Here is a 20,889-nt window from a genome sequence, read left to right on the forward strand (position 1 = left end):
CCGTGTGCTGCTGAACGATCCGGCGACGGGCGTGATGCGTCATGCGGATGCGGGCTACGAGCTTGCGCAGCAGACGGCGCGTGAAGCCGGGCTCAAGCTGCCGATGCTGGGTCGATGAGTATCGCCCGCGAAGTAGACGAAGCGGGCGCCGCGCAGCTTACGCTGCTGCGCGGCGTGGATCTCGTGGCGTCGCCGTGGAAGAACGGCGGCGGCGTCACGCGCGAGATCGCGCTCGGGCATTTGCCAGGTGCGTTGCCGGGTCAGGCCGCGGACGGGTTCGCATGGCGCGTGAGCGTCGCGGACGTCGCCCAGGCCGGCCCGTTTTCGCGTTTCGACGGCGTGGCGCGCACGCTGGTGCTGCTAGAAGGCGCCGGCATGGTGCTCGACGAGATGTCGCCCTCTGGCGGCGCGCTCGTGCGCACGCATACGCTGACGCAAGCGCTCGACGTCGCGCGTTTCGACGGCGAAGCGCCGATCGATGCGCGCCTCGTCGACGGACCCACGCGCGACTTCAACCTGATGGTGCGCCGCGACGTGGCGCGCGCGTCGTTCGAAGTGTGGCGCGAGAATGTGGCGCGCCGCATCGAGGCCGACACCGTGCTGCTCTATTGCGCACAGGGCGTAGCGTTGGTGCGCGTGAATGGCGGCGAAGCCACGACGCTCGTGGCCGGCGACACGCTGCGCATCGACCTGGCCGGTGCCGCGAATGCCACCGCGCGCGCGGCTCGCATCGAAACGCAAGGTGAGGGCGCATTGCTCGCCATCGCACTGGACATCGTGAACGCGCACGCGGATCGAGAACCTTCGAGAACCTGATAGCGACGCGGCGCTTCGCAGCGCCGCGCAATCTCCATGAACCAGACTGTCTGGCATCACCTGAAGCTGTGCCCGCAGGGCGACCCGCGGCACACCATCGAAGACGCGGCCATCGCCGTCGAGAACGGCAAGATCGCGTGGCAGGGCGCGGCAGCGTCGTTGCCGGCGCAATTCGCGCAGTGGCCGCGCGAAGACCTCAAGGGCGCGTGGGTGACCCCGGGCCTCGTGGATTGCCACACGCACCTCGTGTACGGCGGCACGCGCGCCGATGAATTCGCGCAGCGCCTTGCGGGCGTGAGCTACGAAGAGATCGCGCGCAACGGCGGCGGCATCGTCTCGACGGTGCGCGCGACGCGCGCCGCGAGCGAAGCCGAGCTCTACGCGCAATCGGCCGCGCGCCTCGAGCCGCTGCTCTCCGAAGGCGTCACGGCCGTCGAGATCAAATCGGGCTATGGCCTTGAACTTGCCGCCGAGCGCAAGATGCTGCGCGTCGCGCGCCAGCTCGGCGAGCGCTATCCGGTCACGGTGCGCACGACCTTCCTCGGCGCGCATGCGTTGCCGCCCGAATTCGCCGGCCGCGCCGACGACTATATCGACGAAGTGTGCGAGCGCATGCTGCCCGCGCTGGCCGACGAAGGCCTCGTGGATGCCGTGGACGTTTTCTGCGAACGCATCGGCTTCTCGATCGCGCAGAGCGAGCGCGTGTTCGAAGCCGCCGCGCGCCGCAATCTGCCGGTCAAGATGCACGCCGAGCAATTGTCGAACAGCGGCGGCGCGGCGCTGGCCGCGCGCTATGGCGCGTTGTCGTCGGACCATCTGGAGTTTCTCGACGAAGCCGGCGTGGCGGCGATGAAAGCCGCGGGCAGCGTCGCCGTGCTGCTGCCGGGCGCGTACTATTTCATTCGCGAAACGCAATTGCCGCCGCTCGAATTGCTGCGCCGCTACGAGGTGCCGATCGCGATTTCGACGGACAGCAATCCGGGCACGTCGCCCACGACTTCGCTGCTGCTCATGATGAACATGGCGACCACGCTGTTCCGCATGACCGTGCCCGAGGTGCTGCAGGGCGTGACGCAACACGCGGCGCGTGCGCTCGGCGACGCCGAACGCCACGGCGCGATCGCCGAAGGCCGTCCGGCGGACTTCGCGGTGTGGGACGTGCAATCGCTCGCGGAACTCGCTTACTGGATCGGCCGGCCGCTTTGCGCGCGCGTCGTGCGCGGCGGCAAGACCGTATTCGAGCGTCGCTCGAATACGCATTGAACGCATGAATTGAACGCTTGAAGCAGGCATCGAACATGAATTCCAACTCACGCGCGCTGTTCGCGGCGCATGCCTGGCTGCCGCAAGGGTGGCGCCGCAACGTGCTGCTCGAATGGGATGCGGCGGGCAACCTCCAACGCGTCCAGGCCGATCTGCCCGCCGCGCCCGCGGGCGTGGCGCTGGCGGCAGGCCCGGTTATGCCAGGCATGCCTAATCTTCATTCGCACGCGTTCCAGCGTGCGATGGCCGGCCTTACCGAATATCGTGCGAACCCCACCGATAGCTTCTGGAGCTGGCGCGATCTGATGTACCGCTTCGCTGCGCGCATCACGCCGGACGATCTCGGCGCGATTGCGCGCTGGCTCTATGTGGAAATGCTCAAGTCCGGCTATACGTCGGTCTGCGAATTCCACTACGTGCATCACGCGCATGACGGGCAACGCTACGCCAACCCGGCCGAGCTTGCGCAACGCGTGGTCGACGCCGCGAGTGAAACCGGTGTGGGCATGACCATGCTGCCCGTGCTCTATCAGTACAGCGGTTTTGGCTCGCGCGCGCCGCGCGACGATCAGCGCCGCTTCATTAATACGCCTGAGCAACTGCTCTCGATCATCGAGGCCGTGCGCGGCGAACGGCCCGAGCATGGCGCATTGCGCTACGGCGTGGCGCCGCATTCGTTGCGCGCGGTTTCGCAGGCGTCGCTGCGCACGCTGCTCGAGGGTCTCGATGCAGCGCTGCCGGGCGCGCCCGTGCATATCCATATTGCCGAGCAAACCGCCGAAGTCGACGCATGCGTCGAGACCGAAGGCGCGCGCCCGGTGCAATGGCTGCTCGACCGTTTCGACGTGAATGCGCGCTGGTGCCTCGTGCACGCCACGCATGTGGACGCGCAGGAGACCCAGGCGCTCGCGAAGAGCGGCGCGGTGGCGGGGCTGTGCCTGACCACCGAGGCGAATCTCGGCGACGGCATTTTCCCGGCGCACGATTATCTCGACGCGCAGGGCGTGTTCGGCGTCGGCTCGGACAGCCATATCGGCGTGGATTGGCGCGCGGAATTGCGTTTGCTTGAATACGGGCAGCGTCTCGTGCGGCGCGAGCGCAACGTACTGGCTGCTCCGCAAACGGCGAATGTGGCGGACCGGCTGTTTGCCGCCGCGCTCGCGGGCGGCGCGCGTGCGGCAGGCCGCGCGGTGGGCGCGCTCGAAGTGGGCGCACGCGCCGACTGGATCGTGCTCGATCCGCAGCATCCCGATCTCGCGGAAAAGACGCCGCAAACGTGGCTCTCTTCGGTCGTGTTCTGCGAACACGGCGAAACGCCCGTGCTCGATGTCTACACGGCGGGCGAGAAAGTGGTCGAAGGCCGGCGTCATCGCGCGGAAGAGCGCCTTTACGCGGACTATCGTAAGACGCTTGCGCGCCTGCTGGCCGACGCATGAACGCAGGGCGCACGGCAACGTGCGCCGTAATCCATTGAACGGACCGACTCATGACCGATCTCTACACCCTCGAGCGCGGCGACGCGCCACTGCTCGTTTCGATCCCGCACCTGGGCACGTCCATCCCCGAGTCGCTGCGCGGCCAATATACGGATGTTGCCCTGAGCCTCGCCGATACCGACTGGCATCTCGATCGCCTCTACGCTTTCGCGAAGTCGCTGGGCGCGACGATTCTGGGCGCGCGCGTCTCGCGCTATGTGATTGACCTGAACCGCCCGCCGAATGACGAGAGCCTGTATCCGGGCCAAACCACCACGTCGCTGTGCCCGACCGAAACGTTCCGTGGCGAGCCGCTCTACCGTGACGGTTGCGCGCCCGACGCTGCCGAGCGTCAGCGCCGCGTGGCCGCGTACTGGCAGCCGTATCACGATGCGCTGCACGCCGAATTGCAGCGCCTGCGCGGGCAGCATGCGAACGTGCTGCTCTGGGAAGCGCACTCGATTGCGAGCGTGTTGCCGAGACTGTTCGAAGACAAGCTGCCCGACCTGAATATCGGCACGCAGGAAGGCCGCACCGCGCATGCATCAGTGCAGGCGCGCGTCGAGCAGGCGGCAGCAGGCAGCGGATACACGTGGGTGGGGAACGGGCGCTTCAAGGGCGGCTATATCACGCGCCATTTCGGCGCGCCGGTCGACGGCGTGCATGCGGTTCAACTCGAAATGTGCCAGTCCACCTATATGAACGAGCACGCTCCGTTCGACTACGCGCCGGCGCTGGCCGACAAGGTCGAGCCGGCGTTGCGCGAGATGGTGGGGGGCGCGCTCGACGCGGTGAAGGCGCTGAACGCCGCGACGGCCTGAAGACGAAACAGACGAAACGCGCACGCAACGAAAACCGGCTCTGGGTCATGGATCCAGAGCCGGTTTTTTCTTTTCGGAAACTCAATACTCAGTTGCGCTTCAGCCGCGCTCGACCGGCAGGATCAAGCGATCGGGAATGGCCGGCGGTGCGCGCCGCATGGCGATGTAGTAGACCACGCCCGGCACGATGAGCCCGAGGATCCACGAAATATCGGTGCCGCCCAGCGCATCCACGAACGGGCCCGTATAGAGGCTCGTGGACATGAAGGGCAATTGCACGACGATACCGAGCGCGTAGATGGCAATGGCCTTCACGTTCCAGCGGCCATAACGCCCGTTAGGGTTGGAGAGTGCGGGCACGTCGTAGCGCGATTGCGTGAAGCAATAAAAATCGACGAGATTGATCGCGCTCCAGGGCGTGAAAAAGGCCAGCAGGAACAGGATGAACGCCGTGAATTCCTTGAGGAACGAATGGCGCCCGGCGAGTGCGACCAGCGTCGAGATGCCCACCATGCCGACGATATAGACGAAGCGATGGCGCGTGGAAATCGCGCGCTTCGCGCGAAACGCGCTCACGACCGTCGCCATCGACATGAAACTGCCGTAGGCGTTGAGGGTGGTGACGGTGAGCTTGCCGAACGCGATGCTGAAGTACAGCATCGCCGCGACCGCGCCGCTCGCCCCGAGGCCAACGATGTACGCCACTTCGTGATGCGCGAATGCATGTCCGGCGAGCGCCGCTGCGAATACGCCGAACACCATGGCGGCCTGCGCGCCGATCACCGAACCGAGGCCCACTGCCAGAAACGTTTTCGCAGGCGAAGTCGAGCGCGGCAGATAGCGCGAATAGTCCGCGACATAAGGGCCGAAAGCGATTTGCCACGAAGCGGATAGCGACATGGAAAGCAGGAAGCTCGCCATCGAGAAATGGCGGTTGGCGAGCAGGGCGCCGACGTCATGATGCGTGAAAAGCTGCGCGAACATGTAGACAAACGCCAGCACGCCGATCACGCTCGCAATGCGGCCCACGAAGTGAATCGAACGATAGCCGAGAATCGTCAGCACGACGATCAACGCCGCGAACAGGCAAATTCCGGTCGTATCGGAAACATTGAGCAACTGGGCGGTCGCCTGGCCCGCGAGGACCGTGCCGCTTGCCGAAAAGCCCACGTACATGATGCACACGAGCACGATGGGAATGGCTGCGCCGTACACGCCGAACTGCACGCGGCTGGAAATCATCTGGGGCAGGCCGAGTTGCGGGCCCTGCGCGCCGTGCAGCGCCATGACCGTGCCGCCCACGAGTTGCCCGATCAACAGCGCGATGAGCGACCAGAACACGTCGCCGCCGAGCACCACGGCCAGCGCGCCCGTGATAATCGCAGTGACCTGCAGATTGGCCGACAGCCACAGCGTGAACTGGCTGAACAGGCTGCCGTGCCGTTCCGCGTCGGGAATGTAGTCGATCGAGCGCGTTTCCAGCAATTTGCGGCCTTCCGGCCCGAGCTTGGCGGTGGATTCGGGAGTGCCCAAGGATTGGCTCCGATAGCGATAACGAGGCATCGCGCCAACGTGGGCGGACGATGAGATTATCCGATCATCTTGTATAGACAACTTTCGGAAAATTGGGGATTACCCGTGCGCGCCGTCCCCTGTTTCGATTCGTGGAAACAGCGCTGGTGATGGGGTCAGCGCAGCATTTCCGCCAGCGTGTTGAACAGCAGCGTGCGCTTGTTCGACTTACGGTGAATCATGCCCACGGTGCGCATGAACGGCGGATTGCACAGCGGAATCAGCCGCAGGTTGGGATCGTCGTGCCAGTGGCCGTTGTGGAGCACGGGCAGCACGCTCACGCCCACGTCGTTGCGCACCAGCGAGACGATGGTTTCGATGGAATTGAGTTCGAGATATTCCTGCGGTTTGATGCCGAGCGTGCGCAAGGCTTCGTCGATCACGGCGCCTGTCGGCACGCGGCGATCGAAGCGCAGGAAGCTGCGTTCGCGCAGAATGCGGCGCACCTCGCCGCGCTCGCCGTTGAGCACCTCGCTGCCCGCCATGGCGCGGCTCGTTACCAGCATGAGCGGCTCTTCATAAAGCGGCGTCCATGCGAGCGATTCGTGCAGCGCGCCGTCCGCATTGCCGACCACGACGGCGAGATCGACGTCGCCTTCTTCCACCATGCGCGCGAGTTCCGTGGAGCGCGCCGAGGTGAGCCGCACTTCGAGTTCGGGATGTTCGGTCTTTAGATGCGCGACGGCGAGCGAGAGCGCGCCGATCACCGACACCACGGCGCCGACGATGACCGAGCCGTGGATCGTGTCCTCGGGGCGGGCCGGCAACTCGTCGATCAGTTCGAGAATGCGCTCGACCTTCGCGCAGATTTCCCGGCCCTCGCGCGTCAACGCGACCTGGCGCGCGCGGCGGTCAAAGATCTGCCGACCCAGCGCCTCTTCGAGCCCGCGCATCTGCAGGCTCACGGCCGCCTGCGTGAGCGCGGTCCGTTCCGCCGCGAGGGCGAACGAGCCGCTACGGGCCACGGCGTGCAAGGTACGCAACATGCGCAGGGAGAGCATGGAAGAAAAATTTAAGTATCGAAAACAAAATATTAATATTTTTTTGTGCGAGCCTTCAAGATAATCGATACATCGGCATTCCAACCCTTTCAATCTTTCCGATCGATACCGCCATGACACGCTTTGACTGGCAGAACCCTTATCCGACGCCGCGCCTGCCGGTGTTCGCCCGCAACATCGTCTCGACCTCGCATCCGCTCGCCGCGCAGGCGGGTCTGCGCATGCTCTGGAAGGGCGGCAACGCCGTGGACGCCGCGATCGCGGCGGCGGCGGCCATCACGGTGGTCGAGCCGGTGTCGTGCGGCCTGGGCGGCGACGCCTTCGCACTCGTCTGGGACGGCGCGGAGTTGCACGGCCTGAACGCCTCGGGCACCGCCCCGGCCGCCTGGAACCCCGATTACTTCCGCCGCAAATACGGCGAGGAAAACGGTCTGGCGATGCAGCCCAAACGCGGCTGGGACACCGTCACGGTGCCTGGCGTGATTGCGGGCTGGGAAGCGCTGCACGCGAAGTTCGGCTCGCTGCCGTTTGCCGATCTGATGGCGCCCGCGATCGAGATCGCCGAGCGCGGTTACGCGCTCGCTTCGATCGTCGCGCACAAGTGGCAGGCGGCCATTCCCGAATTGCGCGATCAGCCCGGTTTTGCCGAGACCTTCATGCCGCGCGGCCGCGCGCCCGAGGTAAGCGAGCGCGTGCGTCTTCCGGGCCACGCGGCCACGCTGCGGCGGCTCGCCGAACTCGGTCCGCGCGCCTTTTACGAGGGTGAAATCGCCGAGCGCATTGCCGCGTCCGCGCGCGAGGGCGGTGCGGCGCTCACGCTCGACGACCTGCGCAACTATCGCGCGGATTGGGTGGCGCCGATTTCGAAGGGATACCGCGGCTATCGCGTGCACGAGATTCCGCCCAACGGCCAGGGCATCGCCGCGCTCATCGCGCTGGGCATACTCGAGCAGTTCGATGTGGCGTCGCTGCCGCGCGACGGCATCGAATCGCAGCATCTGCAGATCGAGGCCATGAAGCTCGCGTTCGCCGATGTCTATCGCTATGTGGCCGATCCGCGCTCGATGGATGTCACGCCCGAGCAGATGCTCGACGACGCGTATCTCAAGTCGCGCGCGAAACTCATCGACCCGAAGCGCGCTACGCAATTCGACTTCGGCATGCCGCGAGCGGGCGGCACGATCTATCTGTCCGCCGTCGACGAGCGCGGCATGATGGTGAGCTTCATCCAGTCGAACTACATGGGCTTTGGCTCGGGCGTGGTGGTGCCGGGAACGGGCATCGCGCTGCAGAATCGCGGCTGCGGGTTCTCGATGGACCCGGTCTCGTGCAACGTCGTCGAAGGCGGCAAGCGGCCGTTCCACACCATCATTCCGGGGTTCCTCACGCAGCAGGTGGAGGGCCGCGAAGAGGCGGTCATGAGCTTCGGCGTGATGGGTGGCGACATGCAGCCGCAAGGCCATTTGCAGACGGTCGTGCGCATGCTCGACTACGGCCAGCAGCCGCAGGCCGCATGCGATGCGCCGCGCTGGAAGGTGAATCGCGATTTCTCGGTCGATATCGAATCGACGCTCGACGCGCAGGTTGCAAAGGAACTCGCCGCGCGTGGTCACGAGATCAAGAGCATCGACGATCCGTATATGGACTTCGGCTCCGGCCAGTTCATCTGGAAACTCGATCGCAACGACCCCGAGCGTGGCTACGTGGCGGCGAGCGATTCGCGCCGCGACGGACTGGCTGCGGGGTTCTGATCGCAGGGTAGCGCCGGGCCGGCTGCGTGCGCAACGCAGCCGGCCCGTGATGGAACGCTGGCATCCGGCCGGACCGGATTGCTGAGTAGAACAAATCAATAGAACAATATTACGCGAGCTGGCAGTTCGCCAGCCATCGCGCGTTCGTTGAACGCAGCCCGGAAGTTCTGTTCGCACCTCGACTGTCCACATCGCTGAAACGACTGCGAAGCAGTGCTATATTCGCGGTCCTTGTCGCAATCGGGCGACAAAATGCTTACGTTTTGACAGGTAGTGGAGAGGGTATGACGATCGAATATCGGGGCTTTCAAATCAATATCGACACGAAAGCGGATGCGACGGACACGCAATGGCTGTGCCGCGCGGAGATCAAGGGCGTGGAAGGTGAGGCGCGCGACGTCGCCTTGCCTTGCATGGAGCTTGCATTTCCCAAACTCAAGATCGACGTGCTGATGGTGGTCAGCATGGTGGAGCACAAGGCGCGCCAATCCGTCGACGAATGGTTCGCCGCGCAGCCGGCGATGGCGTGAGCGCCACGGCTCGCGCCATGCGCCACGGCTCGCGCCATGCGCCACGCTAGCAGGCTGCCCACCCTTTCCATTTGATCAAGCCAGATTGAGCAAGCGTCGATTTTCAACGCGCAGGATCCGCTTCATCATGACCTCCAGAGTCGAAACTTTTGGAGACAGTCATGTCACGTCCGCTCACCGGCATCCGCGTTCTGGAACTCGGGCAACTCATTGCAGGCCCGTTCGCGGGGAAAATGCTCGCCGAATTCGGCGCGAGCGTTATCAAGGTCGAGCCTCCGGGCACGGGCGACCCGTTGCGCAAATGGCGCCTGCTGCACGAGGGCACTTCGGTCTGGTGGGCCGCGCAGTCGCGCAACAAACAGTCGCTCACGCTCGACCTGCGCTCGCCCGAAGGGCAGGATGTGATCCGTCGTCTCGTATCGGAAACGGATGTGCTGATCGAGAATTTCCGCCCCGGCACGCTCGAAGGCTGGGGGCTCGGCTGGGAGGCGCTCAGCGCGATTAATCCGGGGCTGATCATGCTGCGCGTGTCCGGCTACGGACAGACCGGCCCTTATCGCGACCGGCCAGGCTTCGGCGTGGTGGCCGAGGCGATGGGCGGGCTGCGCCACCTGAGCGGCGAGACGGGGCGTACGCCGGTGCGCGTGGGCATTTCGATTGGCGATTCGCTTTCGGCGCTCCATGGCGTGATTGGCGTGCTGCTTGCCTTGCGCCATCGCGAGCAGCAAGGCGGCAAGGGGCAGGTCGTGGACGTGGCGCTCTACGAGTCCGTGTTCAACATGATGGAGAGCCTGCTGCCCGAGTTTTCGGTCTTCGGTACGGTGCGCCAGCCCGCCGGCAGCAGCCTGCCAGGCATTGCGCCGAGCAACGCGTATCGCTGCAGCGACGGCAAGTACGCACTGATTGCCGGCAACGGTGACAGCATCTACCGTCGCCTGATGGAGTTGATCGAGCGCCCGGACCTCGGCAACGACCCGGCGCTCGCGCGGAACGACGGGCGCGTTGCGCAGGTCGAGCGCATCGACGCCGCAATTGGCGACTGGTGCGCGCGCCACACGCTCGACGAGGTGCTGGCCGCGCTCAATGAAGCACGCATTCCGGCTGGACGCATCTACGACGTGGCGGACATCGCGGCCGACCCGCACTACCATGCGCGCGAGATGATCGTCGAGGATACGCTGCCTGACGGCACGCCGGTCAGCGTCCCCGGCATCGTGCCGAAACTGAACGCCACGCCCGGCGTCATCGAGCACAGCGCGCCCACGCTCGGCGCGCACACGGACGCGGTGCTCGAGTCCATAGGTGTGGATGCAGCCACGCGCGACGCATGGCGCGCGCGCGGGGTGATCTGAACAGAGGCGAATGTCATGACGAAACAGACGAAAAGACTGTATCTCAACGAAGTCGCCACGCGCGATGGTTTCCAGAACGAAGCTGCGTTTATCGACACCGACGACAAGATCGCGCTTATCGACAGACTGAGTGCATGCGGCTACGCGAAGATCGAGGTGACCTCGTTCACTTCGCCGAGAGCGATACCGGCGCTGCGCGACGCCGAGGCGGTGATGCATGGCATCGCGCGGGCACCGGGCGTCGTGTACACAGTGCTGGTGCCCAACGTGCGCGGCGCGGAGCGCGCGCTCTCGTGCAACGTCGGCGAGGTGAATCTCGTGATGTCGGTGAGCGAGGGCCACAATCGCTCGAATCTGCGCATGACGCGCGAGCAATCGTTCGCACAACTAGCCGATGTGATCGGTGCCGTGCGCGGCACCGGCGTGGCCATCAACGTGTCGCTTTCCACGGCGATGGGGTGTCCGATGGAGGGCGACGTGCCCACCGCAACCGTGCTCGAATGGATGCAGCGTTTCGCGGAGTTGGGCGTGAACGGCTTCACCCTCTGCGACACGACGGGCATGGCGCATCCGGCCCAGGTTCGCGCGCTGTGCGCGCGCGCGAGTGAAGCATTCGGCGCCCTGGATCTCACGCTGCATTTCCACAATACGCGCGGCATGGCGCTGGCGAACACGCTTGCCGCGCTCGATGCGGGCATCGTGCGCTTCGACGCATCGCTTGGCGGCCTGGGTGGATGCCCCTACGCACCGGGCGCGACCGGCAATGTCTGTACCGAAGAACTCGTCCACATGCTCGAACTCGATGGCTACGATACGGGCGTGGATCTTGCTGCGGTACTGGAGGCCGCTGCGCGCCTTCCGGCGCTGATCGGACACGACGTGCCGAGCCAGATTCTCAAGGCCGGCCGCCGCTCGGATCTTCATCCGCTGCCCGCCGGTGTGCCGGGCACGCAGGATATACCGGCGCAGCGCACATTTTCTTGAGGAGCGGAGCATGGCACTGATCGATCACCTCGACCATCTGGTGGTGACCTGCGTGGACCCCGAGGCCACAAAGCAGTTCTACACCGAGGTGTTGCAGATGCAACTCGAGACCTTCGGCGCGGGCCGGATCGCGTTTCGTTTCGGCAACCAGAAGATCAATCTGCACGTGCGCGGCGCCGAATTCGAGCCGAAGGCGCATGTGCCGGCGCCGGGCGCGCTCGATCTGTGCTTCATTGCAGCGGTGCCGCTCGATGACGTGATCGCGCATCTGCGCAAGTTCGACTGGCCGATCGTCGAGGGGCCCGTCGAGCGCACGGGTGCGACGCAGAAGATACGCTCGGTCTATGTGCGCGACCCCGATTTGAATCTCATCGAGATCTCGGAGCTGATCTGACGATCCGCCACGCGGTGTTTCCGATCGGGGAATTGCGTTTTTCGTTTGCTCGCAGAAAGACGCGCCGTGTGCGCGTCTTTTTCTTTCGTGCGTGTCGTGAATGCCGCACAATGGCCTCTTCAAACCGCTTTCTTCCAGCGTTTACACCATGGTCAATCCGCTTCACTTCGATCTGCAGTCGCTGCGGGTCTTTCTGCTCGTCGCGGAGCATGGCAGTCTGACCAAGGCGGCCGAGCATGGTCAGCTCACGCTTTCGGCAGTCAGCAAACGAATCGCGGAGCTCGAAAGCGTCACGGACTGCGCGCTCTTCATCCGCCGCGCGCGCGGCGTGGAGATGACCCCGGCCGGGCTCGCATTGCTCGATCATGCGAGCCGCGTCATCGACCAGGTCAACCGCATGGCCAACGAGATGGGCGACTACGCGGCCGGCGTGCGCGGGCATGTTCGGATGTGGGCCAATACGTCGGCGATCGTGCAGTTCCTGCCCGTCGATCTCGCGGGTTTCCTCAACGGACATCCTGGCATCAAGGTGAGTCTCGAAGAGCGCTTGAGCCACGAGATCGTGGATGCGCTCGGCTCGGGCAAGGCCGACATCGGCGTGTTCGCGGACAACGTACCGGCGCTGGGCATCGAGCGGCGCCTGTACCGGCGCGACGAACTGGTGTTGCTCGTGCCGCAGGGGCATCGTTTCGCGCAGCAGGAGATCATCCGTTTCGCGGATACGCTCGACGAAGACTATGTGGGCCTGAGCGACGGCAGCTCGCTGCTCGCGCGCATGACCGACGCGGCGTTCGCCGTGGAGCGCTCGCTCAAGCTGCGCATTCAGGCCTCGAACTTCGACGGCGTGTGCCGCATGATCGAGGCCGGGCTCGGCATTGGCGTCTTGCCGCGTGATTCGGTGAGCGGCGAGCGCGGCAAGATCGGTGTTTCCAAAGTGAAACTCAGCGACGCGTGGGCGATGCGCACACTGTGGGTCGGGGTGAAGGCGGGCAGTGCGCCAAGCTCCGATATCTTGAGTCTGTTCGATTACATGTCGGAGCGTGCCGGAAGCCCCTGACGCACACGAAGGCCGCGGCCGCGCGAAGCGCGGCGCGCGGCCCATGATGCGATTGCGGCCTGGCGCCAGCATCCGGCACCAGACATCAGACCGGATTGATTTCGTCCTGGCTGCGTCGCGTGGTGAGCGGTCCGAGCGTGCGCAGCGTGATGGCGACGATGGCAAGGGCCACCGAGATCACGCCGAACATTGCGAGCGCGCCGTGCTGGTTGAGCACGGGCAGCAGAATGAACGGCAGAGCGCCGCTCACGAAGCGCGAGAGCGAGTAGGTGCTGCCGATTGCCGTCGAGCGCACGCTGGTGGGAAAGATCTCTGACTGGTAGACGTGGTAGGCGTTGCTGAACACATTCGACGCACAGGTGGTCAGGACGCCAAAGCCGATGATCAGGCCGATATGGTTGGAATAGGCAAAGCCCAGGCCGCAGAGGGCGATCGCCACCAGCGAGACGATCACGAGCGTGCGCCGTTCGATCCAGTTGAGCAGCGGCACGGAGAGCAGCGAGCCGATGGGGTAGCCTATGAACGAGAGCGCGACGAAGAGCGTGCTGCCCGTCACGTCGAAGCCGCGGCTCTTCACCACCACGCCGGCGAGCGTGCCGAAGCCGTAATAGCCGAAGCCCTGGAACAGGTGGAAGATGGTGAGCATCAGGTAGCGCTTGCCATACGGCGCGCGGCGCAGCAAGGCGATGCGCTCGCGCAGCAGCAGCGGGTGCTTGCGCTCGCCAGCTTGCGCGAAGGCGGCGGGTATGGCGACGCCAGCGCTTTCAGCGAAGCGGCGCAGTGTGGCGTGCGCTTCCTCCACGCGCCCTTGTGCGAGCAGCCAGCGCGGGCTTTCCGGCAGGCGGTGCTTCACGGCCAGCACGAACACGGCGCCAAGACCACCGATCGCGAGTATCACGCGCCAGCCCGTGAGCGCGCCGGCGTGCAGCGGATTGAGCCAGACGGCGAGAAAGCCCACCAGCGGCACGGCCACATACGAGGTGGTATAGGCCCACGCCGCAAGGCGGCCGCGCCGATCTTTCGGCAGGATCTCGGAAAGGAAGCTGTCGGCGACCGGATAGATCGCCCCCACGCCCACGCCGGTAAGGAAGCGGCAGGCCACGAGCATGGTGGCGTTGAATGAGAATGCGCCGAGCAGCGAGAACGCGCTGTACCAGACGAGTGTGAGCAGAAACGCGCGGCGCCGGCCAATGCGGTCCGCGAGACTGCCGAGGCACAGCGAGCCGAAGAACATGCCGATGAACGCCGACGCGAGCAGCAGCTTGAAAGCGGTGCCGTGGCTGTCCAGGCCGTATTCGTTCTGCAGCGCTGAGCCGATCGAGCTGACGAGAAAGATCTCGTACATGTCGAAGAACAGGCCGATGCCCACGACCCACACTACGAAGCGATGCAGCGCGCCCACGGGCATTTCGTCCATGAAACCGCCGAGTGTGATGGTTGCGCGCTCATCCACTGCGCGCTGAGCAGTGGCGTGCGCGGCGGGCGAGCTCGCGCGGGCTGCGGGGCCGCCCAGATCCAAAGGTTGGCTGTTCATCGTGTCTCCAGCTATAGGTATGCCGCGGCTAGCGGTGGGTCTTGTCCTCGACGCAGGGCCGACCAAAGCGCTGCGCGGTGGGTGAGGGGCGCCGCATGAATCCCAAAGGGACTGGGCGCTGAAAACAAGTGTGGGAGATTTTCGCCAGTACGAAAATTGCGCATACCTCAAGCATGCTTTCCTGGCGAGAAAGGCTGCCTGTGTTGAGACGGCTATCTCGGGACCCGTGACGTATGTGAGATGACGAAAATGTCATTTTCGGATCATGTTTGCATTGCACCCGGACCGTAGCATCGGCGGCAAGTCATTCTGAATGCAATCCGCCCATGCATCCGCGCTACATCGTCGCCGCCGCACTCCTGGTCCTGAGTTATTCCTCCTATAGCCAGTCGCTCGCGGACCGCATCCCGTCCGTGCAGAACACTCCGCCGGCGCTTTCGCTCGACGACGCGCTTGGCATTGCCGCCGCGAGTAATCCCTTGTTGCGCAGCGCCGTGGCTAGTGCGAACGCGTCCAGCGGCGTCTTCATGCAGGCCGGCGCGCGGCCGAACCCGAACCTCTCCTTGCTGCAGGAAGGTCTTGGCGGGCAAGACCGCACGAGCACGGCGCTGGTCGAGCAGACGATCGAGCTGGGCGGCAAACGCCGGGCGCGGCTCGACGTGGCGTCGTATGGCCGCCAGTCGGCGCTGGCGTCGCTCGACGGGCAGGCGGCGCAACTGCGCGCAGCGGTGATCACCGCGTTCTACGACATGCTCGCTGCGCAGCGCCAGATGCAGATGGCGCAGGAGTCGGCCGATATCGCATTGCGCTCGGCGGATATGGCCGACAAGCGCGCCCGCGCCGGCAAGATCTCGCCCGTTGAGTCGACCAAGGCGCGCGTCGCCGCCGCCGATGCGCAAATCGCGCTCGCTTCGGCGCGCACGCAGGCCACGCTCGCGCTCGAAAAGCTCGCGAACGTCACGGGCAGCCCGGAAGTGCACAACCGCACCGTGACGGGCAATCTCGATGCTTTGCCCGAGATCGAGCCGTTGTCGTCGTTGCAGTCGCGGCTCGACGATGCGCCTTTGTCGCGCGTCGCGCAGGCCGAATTGCTGCGCAGTAATGCGCGCGTCAGCGTAGAGAAAGCGCGGCGCATTCCCGACATTACCGTTAGCGCTGGCATGAAGCGGGTCTGGACTTCAGGTATTCCGGACAACCAGGCAGTAGTCGGGGTGTCCATTCCACTGCCGATCTTCGACACCAACAAGGGCGCGATTCTGGAAGCGTCCCACAACGCCGAGAAGGCGAGCGCGGACCTCGACAGCGAAAAGGCGCGCTTGCGGCTGGAGCTCGCGCAGGCCTGGTCGAGCTATGAGAACGCCACTCAGGAGGCGCGCCGGCTCAAGGGCGAGGTGCTGCCCGCCGCGAAGCAGGCGCTGGAGGCCATGCAGCGCGGATTCGAGTTGGGCAAATTCAGCTTCCTCGACGTGCTCGACGCACAGCGCACGCTGTTTCAGGGGCAGTCCCAATACGTGAAGGTGCTGAGCACCGCGCATCAGGCTCATGCCGAAATCGGCCGACTCGTCGGCACGCCGCTCGTCGCGGATCGCGACAGTACGACCCGCTTGAACTGAAGGATCGAACATGCTGCCCAAACAGAAGATCGCCGTTGCGGCGACTGCACTTTTATTTTGCGTCGCCATTGGCGCGTATGCGTTATCGCGGGAGCCGGCCGCACACACAGGCGCGAGTGCTGGCGCGTCTGACGCACGCGGCACCGAGAGCCTTGGGCCTCACGGCGGCCAGATCGTCGCCGACGGACCGTTGAGCGCGGAGATCGTGCTCGCTGAGAAGGCGGGAGACGCACGCCTGATCGTCTATCCGTTCGTGGATGGCAAACCCGTTCCCGATCGCGCGACGGTCAGCGCCACGATCACGCGCTACGACGGGTCGCGCGAACTGCTGAAGTTCACGGGCAAGGAAGGGAAATTTGGCAGTACGACAGGAATTGCTGCGCCGCACGTGTTCGATGCGATTATCGGTATTCGAGTCGATGGGCGCTCCGGTTCGCTCAACTTTTCGCGCGCGGACGGCGCGGTTGCACTGAGTCCGTCGCAGATCAAGGCGGCGAATATCGGGCTTGCCACTGTGGGACCGGCGCAGATTCGCAGCAGCTTCCAGTTGCCGGGCGAAATCAAGTTCAACGAGGACCGGACCGCGCACGTGGTTCCGCGCGTCGCGGGCGTGGTCGAACGCGTGAATGTATCGATCGGGCAGCGCGTGCAGAAGGGCGAGGTGCTCGCCGTCATCGCAAGCACCGATCTCGCCGACCGGAGAAGCGAGCTATTGACGGCCGAGCGGCGTCTCTCGGCGGCGCGCACCGCATACGCGCGCGAAAAGACGCTATGGCAGGAAAAGATCTCGGCAGAGCAGGACTATCAGCAGGCGCAGGTGCAATTGCGCGAAGCCGAAATTGCAACACAGAACGCCCGCCAGAAACTTGCCGCGCTCAATGCTTCTACCTCCGCATCCGCGCTTAGCCTCTACGAACTGCGCGCGCCGTTCGCCGGAACCATCGTCGAAAAGCATTTGACGACTGGCGAATCCATTTCGGCGGACGCCAATGTATTCGTGATTTCCGATCTGTCTTCGGTCTGGGCGGAGATGGCTGTGCCGGCGCAGCGTCTGAACGACGTCCGGGTCGGGCGCGAGGCCACGGTGAGCGCATCGGCGTTCGAATCGCGCGCCACCGGCTCGGTTGCGTACGTGGGCGCGTTGCTGGGCGAGCAGACGCGCACCGCGCCGGCGCGCGTGGTGCTCGCGAATCCCGAGGGCGCGTGGCGGCCCGGCCTGTTCGTGAACGTGTCGGTGGGGGCGGGCGAGCAGAGCGTGCCGCTCGCCATCCAGGCCAGCGCCATTCAGGACGTCAATGGCGCGGCTTCGGTGTTCGTGCAGTCGCCGAAGGGGTTCGTGGCGCAGCCTGTCGAACTCGGACGGCGCGACGAGCAGAACGTGGAAGTGCTGGGCGGGCTGAAAAGCGGCCAGCGCTATGCAGCAGTGAACAGCTTCGTGCTCAAGGCGGAGCTGGCGAAGGACAGCGTGGAGGAGTGATCGAAAATGTTTGAGCGGTTAATTGGCTTTGCCATCGCGCATCGCTGGCTCGTGATGTTGGCCACCCTCGCGGTGGCGGCGCTCGGCATCGGTAGTTACCGGCAGTTGCCGATCGACGCGGTGCCCGACATCACGAACGTGCAGGTTCAGATCAATACCTCCGCGCCGGGCTACTCCCCGCTGGAAGCTGAGCAGCGCATTACCTGGCCGATCGAGACCGCCATGGCGGGCCTGCCGAATCTGCAGGAGACGCGCTCGATTTCGCGCTATGGCCTGTCCCAGGTGACTGTCATTTTCAACGACGGCACGGACATCTATTTCGCGCGCCAGCTCGTCAACGAACGCATTCAGGAGGCGAAAGACAAGCTTCCGCCAGGCGCGACGCCATCCATGGGCCCCACGTCCACGGGCCTCGGCGAGATTTTCCTTTGGACCGTGGAAGCCTCGGAAACGGCGAGGAAGCCGGATGGCAAGCCCTATACGCAGGCCGATTTGCGCGAACTGCAAGACTGGGTCGTGAAGCCTCAACTGCGCAACGTGCCCGGCGTCACCGATGTCAACTCGATCGGCGGATACGTGAAGGAGTACCGCGTCGCGCCGAATCCCACCAGGATGATGTCGTACGGGCTCACGCTCGCGGACGTCGTGCGCGCGCTCGAGCGCAACAACGAGAACGTCGGCGCGGGGTATATCGAGCGCGAAGGCGAGCAGTACCTCGTGCGCGTGCCGGGGCAAGCGCGCGGGCTCGACGACATCGCCAATATCGTCCTGACCAATGCGGGCGGCGTGCCGGTGCGCATGAAGGACGTCGGGCAAGTGGGTGTCGGCCGCGAGTTGCGCACGGGCGCGGCAACCGAGAACGGCAAGGAGGTCGTGCTCGGCACCGTATTCATGCTGATGGGCGAAAACAGCCGCAGCGTGGCGAAAGCGGTGTCGCTGAAAATGGACGAGGTCAACCGCACGTTGCCGCCGGGCGTGAAGGCCGTGCCCGTTTATGACCGCACCGTGCTGGTCGAGAAGGCCGTGCAGACGGTCAAGAAAAATCTGCTCGAAGGCGCGGTGCTCGTAATCGCTGTGCTGTTCATCTTCCTCGGCAACATCCGGGCCGCGCTCATTACGGCGCTTGTCATTCCGCTTTCGATGCTGATGACGTTCACGGGCATGGTCAATGCAAAGGTCAGCGCGAACCTGATGAGCCTGGGCGCGCTCGATTTCGGCATCATCGTCGATGGCGCGGTGGTCATTGTCGAGAACTGCATCCGGCGGCTCGCGCACGCACAGGCTGCCGCAGGCAGGCCGCTCACGCGTGAACAACGCTTCGCCGAGGTGATGGAGGCATCGCGAGAGGCACGACGGGCGCTGATATTCGGACAACTTATCATTATGGTGGTCTACCTGCCGATCTTCGCGCTGACCGGCGTGGAGGGAAAGATGTTCCATCCGATGGCGATCACCGTGGTGATGGCGCTGGCCGCCGCGATGGTGCTCACCGTGACGTTCATTCCGGCGGCAGTGGCGCTGTTCATCGGCTCGCGGGTGGAGGAGAAGGAAAATCGCGTGATGGGCTGGGCACGGCGTGCTTACGAGCCGGTGCTAGACCGCTTCATGGAGCGTCCTAAGCGCGTGCTGTTCGCGGCCGTGGCCATCGTCGGCGTTACCTTGCTGCTAGCTACACGTCTTGGCAGCGAGTTCATTCCGAGCCTGAACGAAGGCGATCTCGCCATTTCCGCGCAGCGCATTCCGGGCACGAGCCTCACGCAGTCCGTGGAGATGGAGAAGTCGATCGAGATGGCGCTCAAGGAGAAGTTCCCCGAGATCGAGCGTGTGTTCGCGCGCACGGGCACCGCTGAGATCGCGGCGGATCCGATGCCGCCCAACGCATCGGACGGATACATCATGCTCAAGCCGCAGGACCAGTGGCCCGACCCGCGCAAGTCGCGTGAGGACCTGAAGACGGAAATCGAGGCCGTGCTGGCCGAGTTCCCCGGCAACGTCTACGAGTTCTCGCAACCGATCCAACTGCGCTTTAACGAGCTGATTTCCGGCGTGCGCAGCGACGTCGCCGTCAAGGTGTTCGGCGACGATATGAACGTGCTCAACACGACGGCCAACGAGATTGCCACGGCGCTGCAGAAGGTGGCTGGTGCCACGGAGGTCAAGGTCGAGCAGACCACCGGCTTGCCGGTGCTCACGATCGAACTGGATCGCGACAAGCTCGCGCGCTATGGCGTGAGCGTGGCGGACGTGCAGGACACTGTGGCCGCCGCCGTGGGTGGCCAGAAGGCGGGCACGCTGTTTCAGGGCGACCGGCGCTTCGATATCGTGGTGCGTTTGCCGGATGAGTTGCGCTCCGATGTGGAGGCCATCAAGCGCTTGCCCATCGCGCTGCCGGTTAGTGCAACAACAAGCGCAACAACAAGCGCAGCAACAAGCACAACAATCGCAACGGCAGCGTCCGCCACGTTCGCGCCCTACGTGCCGCTCGACGAACTCGCGACGGTGAAGATCGGCCCGGGGCCGAATCAGATCAGCCGTGAAAATGGCAAGCGTCGCGTGGTGGTGACGGCCAATGTGCGCGAGCGCGACGTAGGCTCGTTCGTGGCGGATGCACAGGAGGAGATCCGCCAGAACGTCCAGGTGCCGTCCGGCTACTGGATTTCATGGGGCGGACAATTCGAGCAATTGCAAAGCGCGAGCGAGCGCCTGAAAATCGTCGTGCCGGTTGCGCTGCTGATGGTCTTCGTCCTGCTCTTCATCATGTTCAATAACGCCAAGGATGGCCTGCTCGTGTTCACGGGCATTCCATTCGCGCTCAGCGGCGGCGTGATGTCGCTGTGGCTGCGCGGGATTCCGCTATCCATCACGGCGGCGGTCGGGTTCATCGCGCTTTCCGGGGTGGCGGTGTTGAATGGCCTCGTGATGATTTCCTTCATACGAAAATTGCGCGAAGATGGAGCCGATTTGTCCAGCGCCGTGCGCGATGGCGCACTCACGCGGCTGCGCCCGGTCTTGATGACGGCGCTGGTCGCCTCGCTCGGCTTCCTGCCCATGGCATTTGCCACCGGCACCGGCGCGGAGGTGCAGCGTCCGCTCGCCACGGTGGTGATCGGCGGCATTCTTTCCTCGACGGCGCTGACGCTGCTAGTGCTGCCCGTGCTGTACCGGGTCGCGCATGCGGGCTCGTTACGCGGGCTGGCGCTCGAATCCCTCAAAATGGGCAGCTTCAAGTTAAAACGCAGGTAAAACGCA

General features: G+C 64.8%; 17 protein-coding genes. 14 read left to right on the top strand and 3 right to left on the bottom strand.

Features of this window, described 5'->3' with window-relative positions; genetic code table 11:
- The 5 genes from HV773_RS17190 to hutG form a co-directional block, all read left to right on the top strand.
- A partial coding sequence (locus HV773_RS17190; RefSeq protein ID WP_175195828.1) for a hypothetical protein occupies positions 1-118 on the top strand: 118 nt, incomplete at its 5' end.
- On the top strand, positions 115-816 hold the full coding sequence (locus tag HV773_RS17195; protein ID WP_175195830.1) for a HutD/Ves family protein: 702 nt from the start codon (positions 115-117) through the stop codon (positions 814-816). The genes HV773_RS17190 and HV773_RS17195, both read left to right, overlap by 4 nt.
- 36 nt (positions 817-852) lie before the next feature.
- Entirely contained in the window at positions 853-2,079 is a 1,227-nt protein-coding gene (gene hutI, locus HV773_RS17200; RefSeq protein ID WP_175195832.1) for an imidazolonepropionase, read from the top strand.
- 35 nt (positions 2,080-2,114) lie between these two features.
- Entirely contained in the window at positions 2,115-3,515 is a 1,401-nt protein-coding gene (locus HV773_RS17205) for a formimidoylglutamate deiminase (protein ID WP_175195835.1), read from the top strand.
- 50 nt (positions 3,516-3,565) lie between these two features.
- Positions 3,566-4,375, top strand: a complete 810-nt coding sequence (gene hutG, locus HV773_RS17210) for an N-formylglutamate deformylase (RefSeq protein ID WP_175195837.1) — start codon at positions 3,566-3,568, stop codon at positions 4,373-4,375.
- A 99-nt stretch (positions 4,376-4,474) separates the two neighbouring features.
- Here the strand turns inward: hutG and HV773_RS17215 are convergent, their stop codons facing one another.
- Both HV773_RS17215 and HV773_RS17220 read right to left on the bottom strand, forming a co-directional pair.
- Positions 4,475-5,860 carry a purine-cytosine permease family protein gene (locus tag HV773_RS17215; protein WP_246282322.1) on the bottom strand — a complete coding sequence of 462 codons (1,386 nt, stop codon included), beginning with the start codon at positions 5,858-5,860 and terminating at the stop codon, positions 4,475-4,477.
- Positions 5,861-6,063: 203 nt separating this feature from the next.
- Positions 6,064-6,948 carry a LysR family transcriptional regulator gene (locus tag HV773_RS17220; RefSeq protein WP_175195841.1) on the bottom strand — a complete coding sequence of 295 codons (885 nt, stop codon included), beginning with the start codon at positions 6,946-6,948 and terminating at the stop codon, positions 6,064-6,066.
- Positions 6,949-7,061: 113 nt separating this feature from the next.
- Between HV773_RS17220 and HV773_RS17225 the strand changes: the two genes are divergently transcribed.
- The 6 genes from HV773_RS17225 to HV773_RS17250 all read left to right on the top strand — a co-directional run bounded on the left by HV773_RS17225 (position 7,062) and on the right by HV773_RS17250 (position 13,016).
- Positions 7,062-8,699 carry a gamma-glutamyltransferase family protein gene (locus HV773_RS17225; protein WP_175195843.1) on the top strand — a complete coding sequence of 546 codons (1,638 nt, stop codon included), beginning with the start codon at positions 7,062-7,064 and terminating at the stop codon, positions 8,697-8,699.
- 284 nt (positions 8,700-8,983) lie between these two features.
- The gene (locus tag HV773_RS17230; RefSeq protein WP_175195845.1) at positions 8,984-9,229 is read left to right on the top strand and encodes a hypothetical protein; all 246 of its coding nucleotides are present in this window, start codon (positions 8,984-8,986) and stop codon (positions 9,227-9,229) included.
- A 161-nt stretch (positions 9,230-9,390) separates the two neighbouring features.
- Positions 9,391-10,581 (top strand): CaiB/BaiF CoA transferase family protein, encoded by a 1,191-nt coding sequence (locus HV773_RS17235; RefSeq protein ID WP_175195847.1) that lies wholly within the window; start codon positions 9,391-9,393, stop codon positions 10,579-10,581.
- A 15-nt stretch (positions 10,582-10,596) separates the two neighbouring features.
- Positions 10,597-11,565: a hydroxymethylglutaryl-CoA lyase gene (locus tag HV773_RS17240; protein ID WP_175195849.1), complete on the top strand. Its 969-nt coding sequence runs from the start codon at positions 10,597-10,599 to the stop codon at positions 11,563-11,565.
- A 10-nt stretch (positions 11,566-11,575) separates the two neighbouring features.
- Complete coding sequence (locus HV773_RS17245) at positions 11,576-11,959, top strand: VOC family protein (RefSeq protein WP_175195850.1); 384 nt, start codon at positions 11,576-11,578, stop codon at positions 11,957-11,959.
- Positions 11,960-12,107: 148 nt separating this feature from the next.
- Complete coding sequence (locus HV773_RS17250; RefSeq protein ID WP_175195852.1) at positions 12,108-13,016, top strand: LysR family transcriptional regulator; 909 nt, start codon at positions 12,108-12,110, stop codon at positions 13,014-13,016.
- Between the two features lie 85 nt (positions 13,017-13,101).
- On the opposite strand, the gene HV773_RS17255 is transcribed toward HV773_RS17250, so the two are convergent.
- Positions 13,102-14,550 carry an MFS transporter gene (locus HV773_RS17255; RefSeq protein ID WP_175195855.1) on the bottom strand — a complete coding sequence of 483 codons (1,449 nt, stop codon included), beginning with the start codon at positions 14,548-14,550 and terminating at the stop codon, positions 13,102-13,104.
- A gap of 326 nt (positions 14,551-14,876) precedes the next feature.
- Here HV773_RS17255 and HV773_RS17260 point away from each other — a divergent pair, with 326 nt between their 5' ends.
- Genes HV773_RS17260 through HV773_RS17270 form a run of 3 tightly spaced genes read left to right on the top strand, consistent with a single transcriptional unit; the run spans position 14,877 to position 20,883 of the window.
- Positions 14,877-16,163, top strand: coding sequence for a TolC family protein (locus tag HV773_RS17260; RefSeq protein ID WP_175195857.1), 1,287 nt, complete (start codon positions 14,877-14,879; stop codon positions 16,161-16,163).
- Positions 16,164-16,176: 13 nt separating this feature from the next.
- Complete coding sequence (locus HV773_RS17265) at positions 16,177-17,640, top strand: efflux RND transporter periplasmic adaptor subunit (RefSeq protein ID WP_377731132.1); 1,464 nt, start codon at positions 16,177-16,179, stop codon at positions 17,638-17,640.
- 6 nt (positions 17,641-17,646) lie between these two features.
- Complete coding sequence (locus HV773_RS17270; RefSeq protein WP_175195861.1) at positions 17,647-20,883, top strand: efflux RND transporter permease subunit; 3,237 nt, start codon at positions 17,647-17,649, stop codon at positions 20,881-20,883.
- The last annotated feature ends 6 nt before the right edge of the window (positions 20,884-20,889 follow it).

It is taken from the genome of Paraburkholderia caffeinitolerans (genome assembly GCF_902859945.1).
GTDB classification, from domain to species: domain Bacteria; phylum Pseudomonadota; class Gammaproteobacteria; order Burkholderiales; family Burkholderiaceae; genus Paraburkholderia; species Paraburkholderia caffeinitolerans.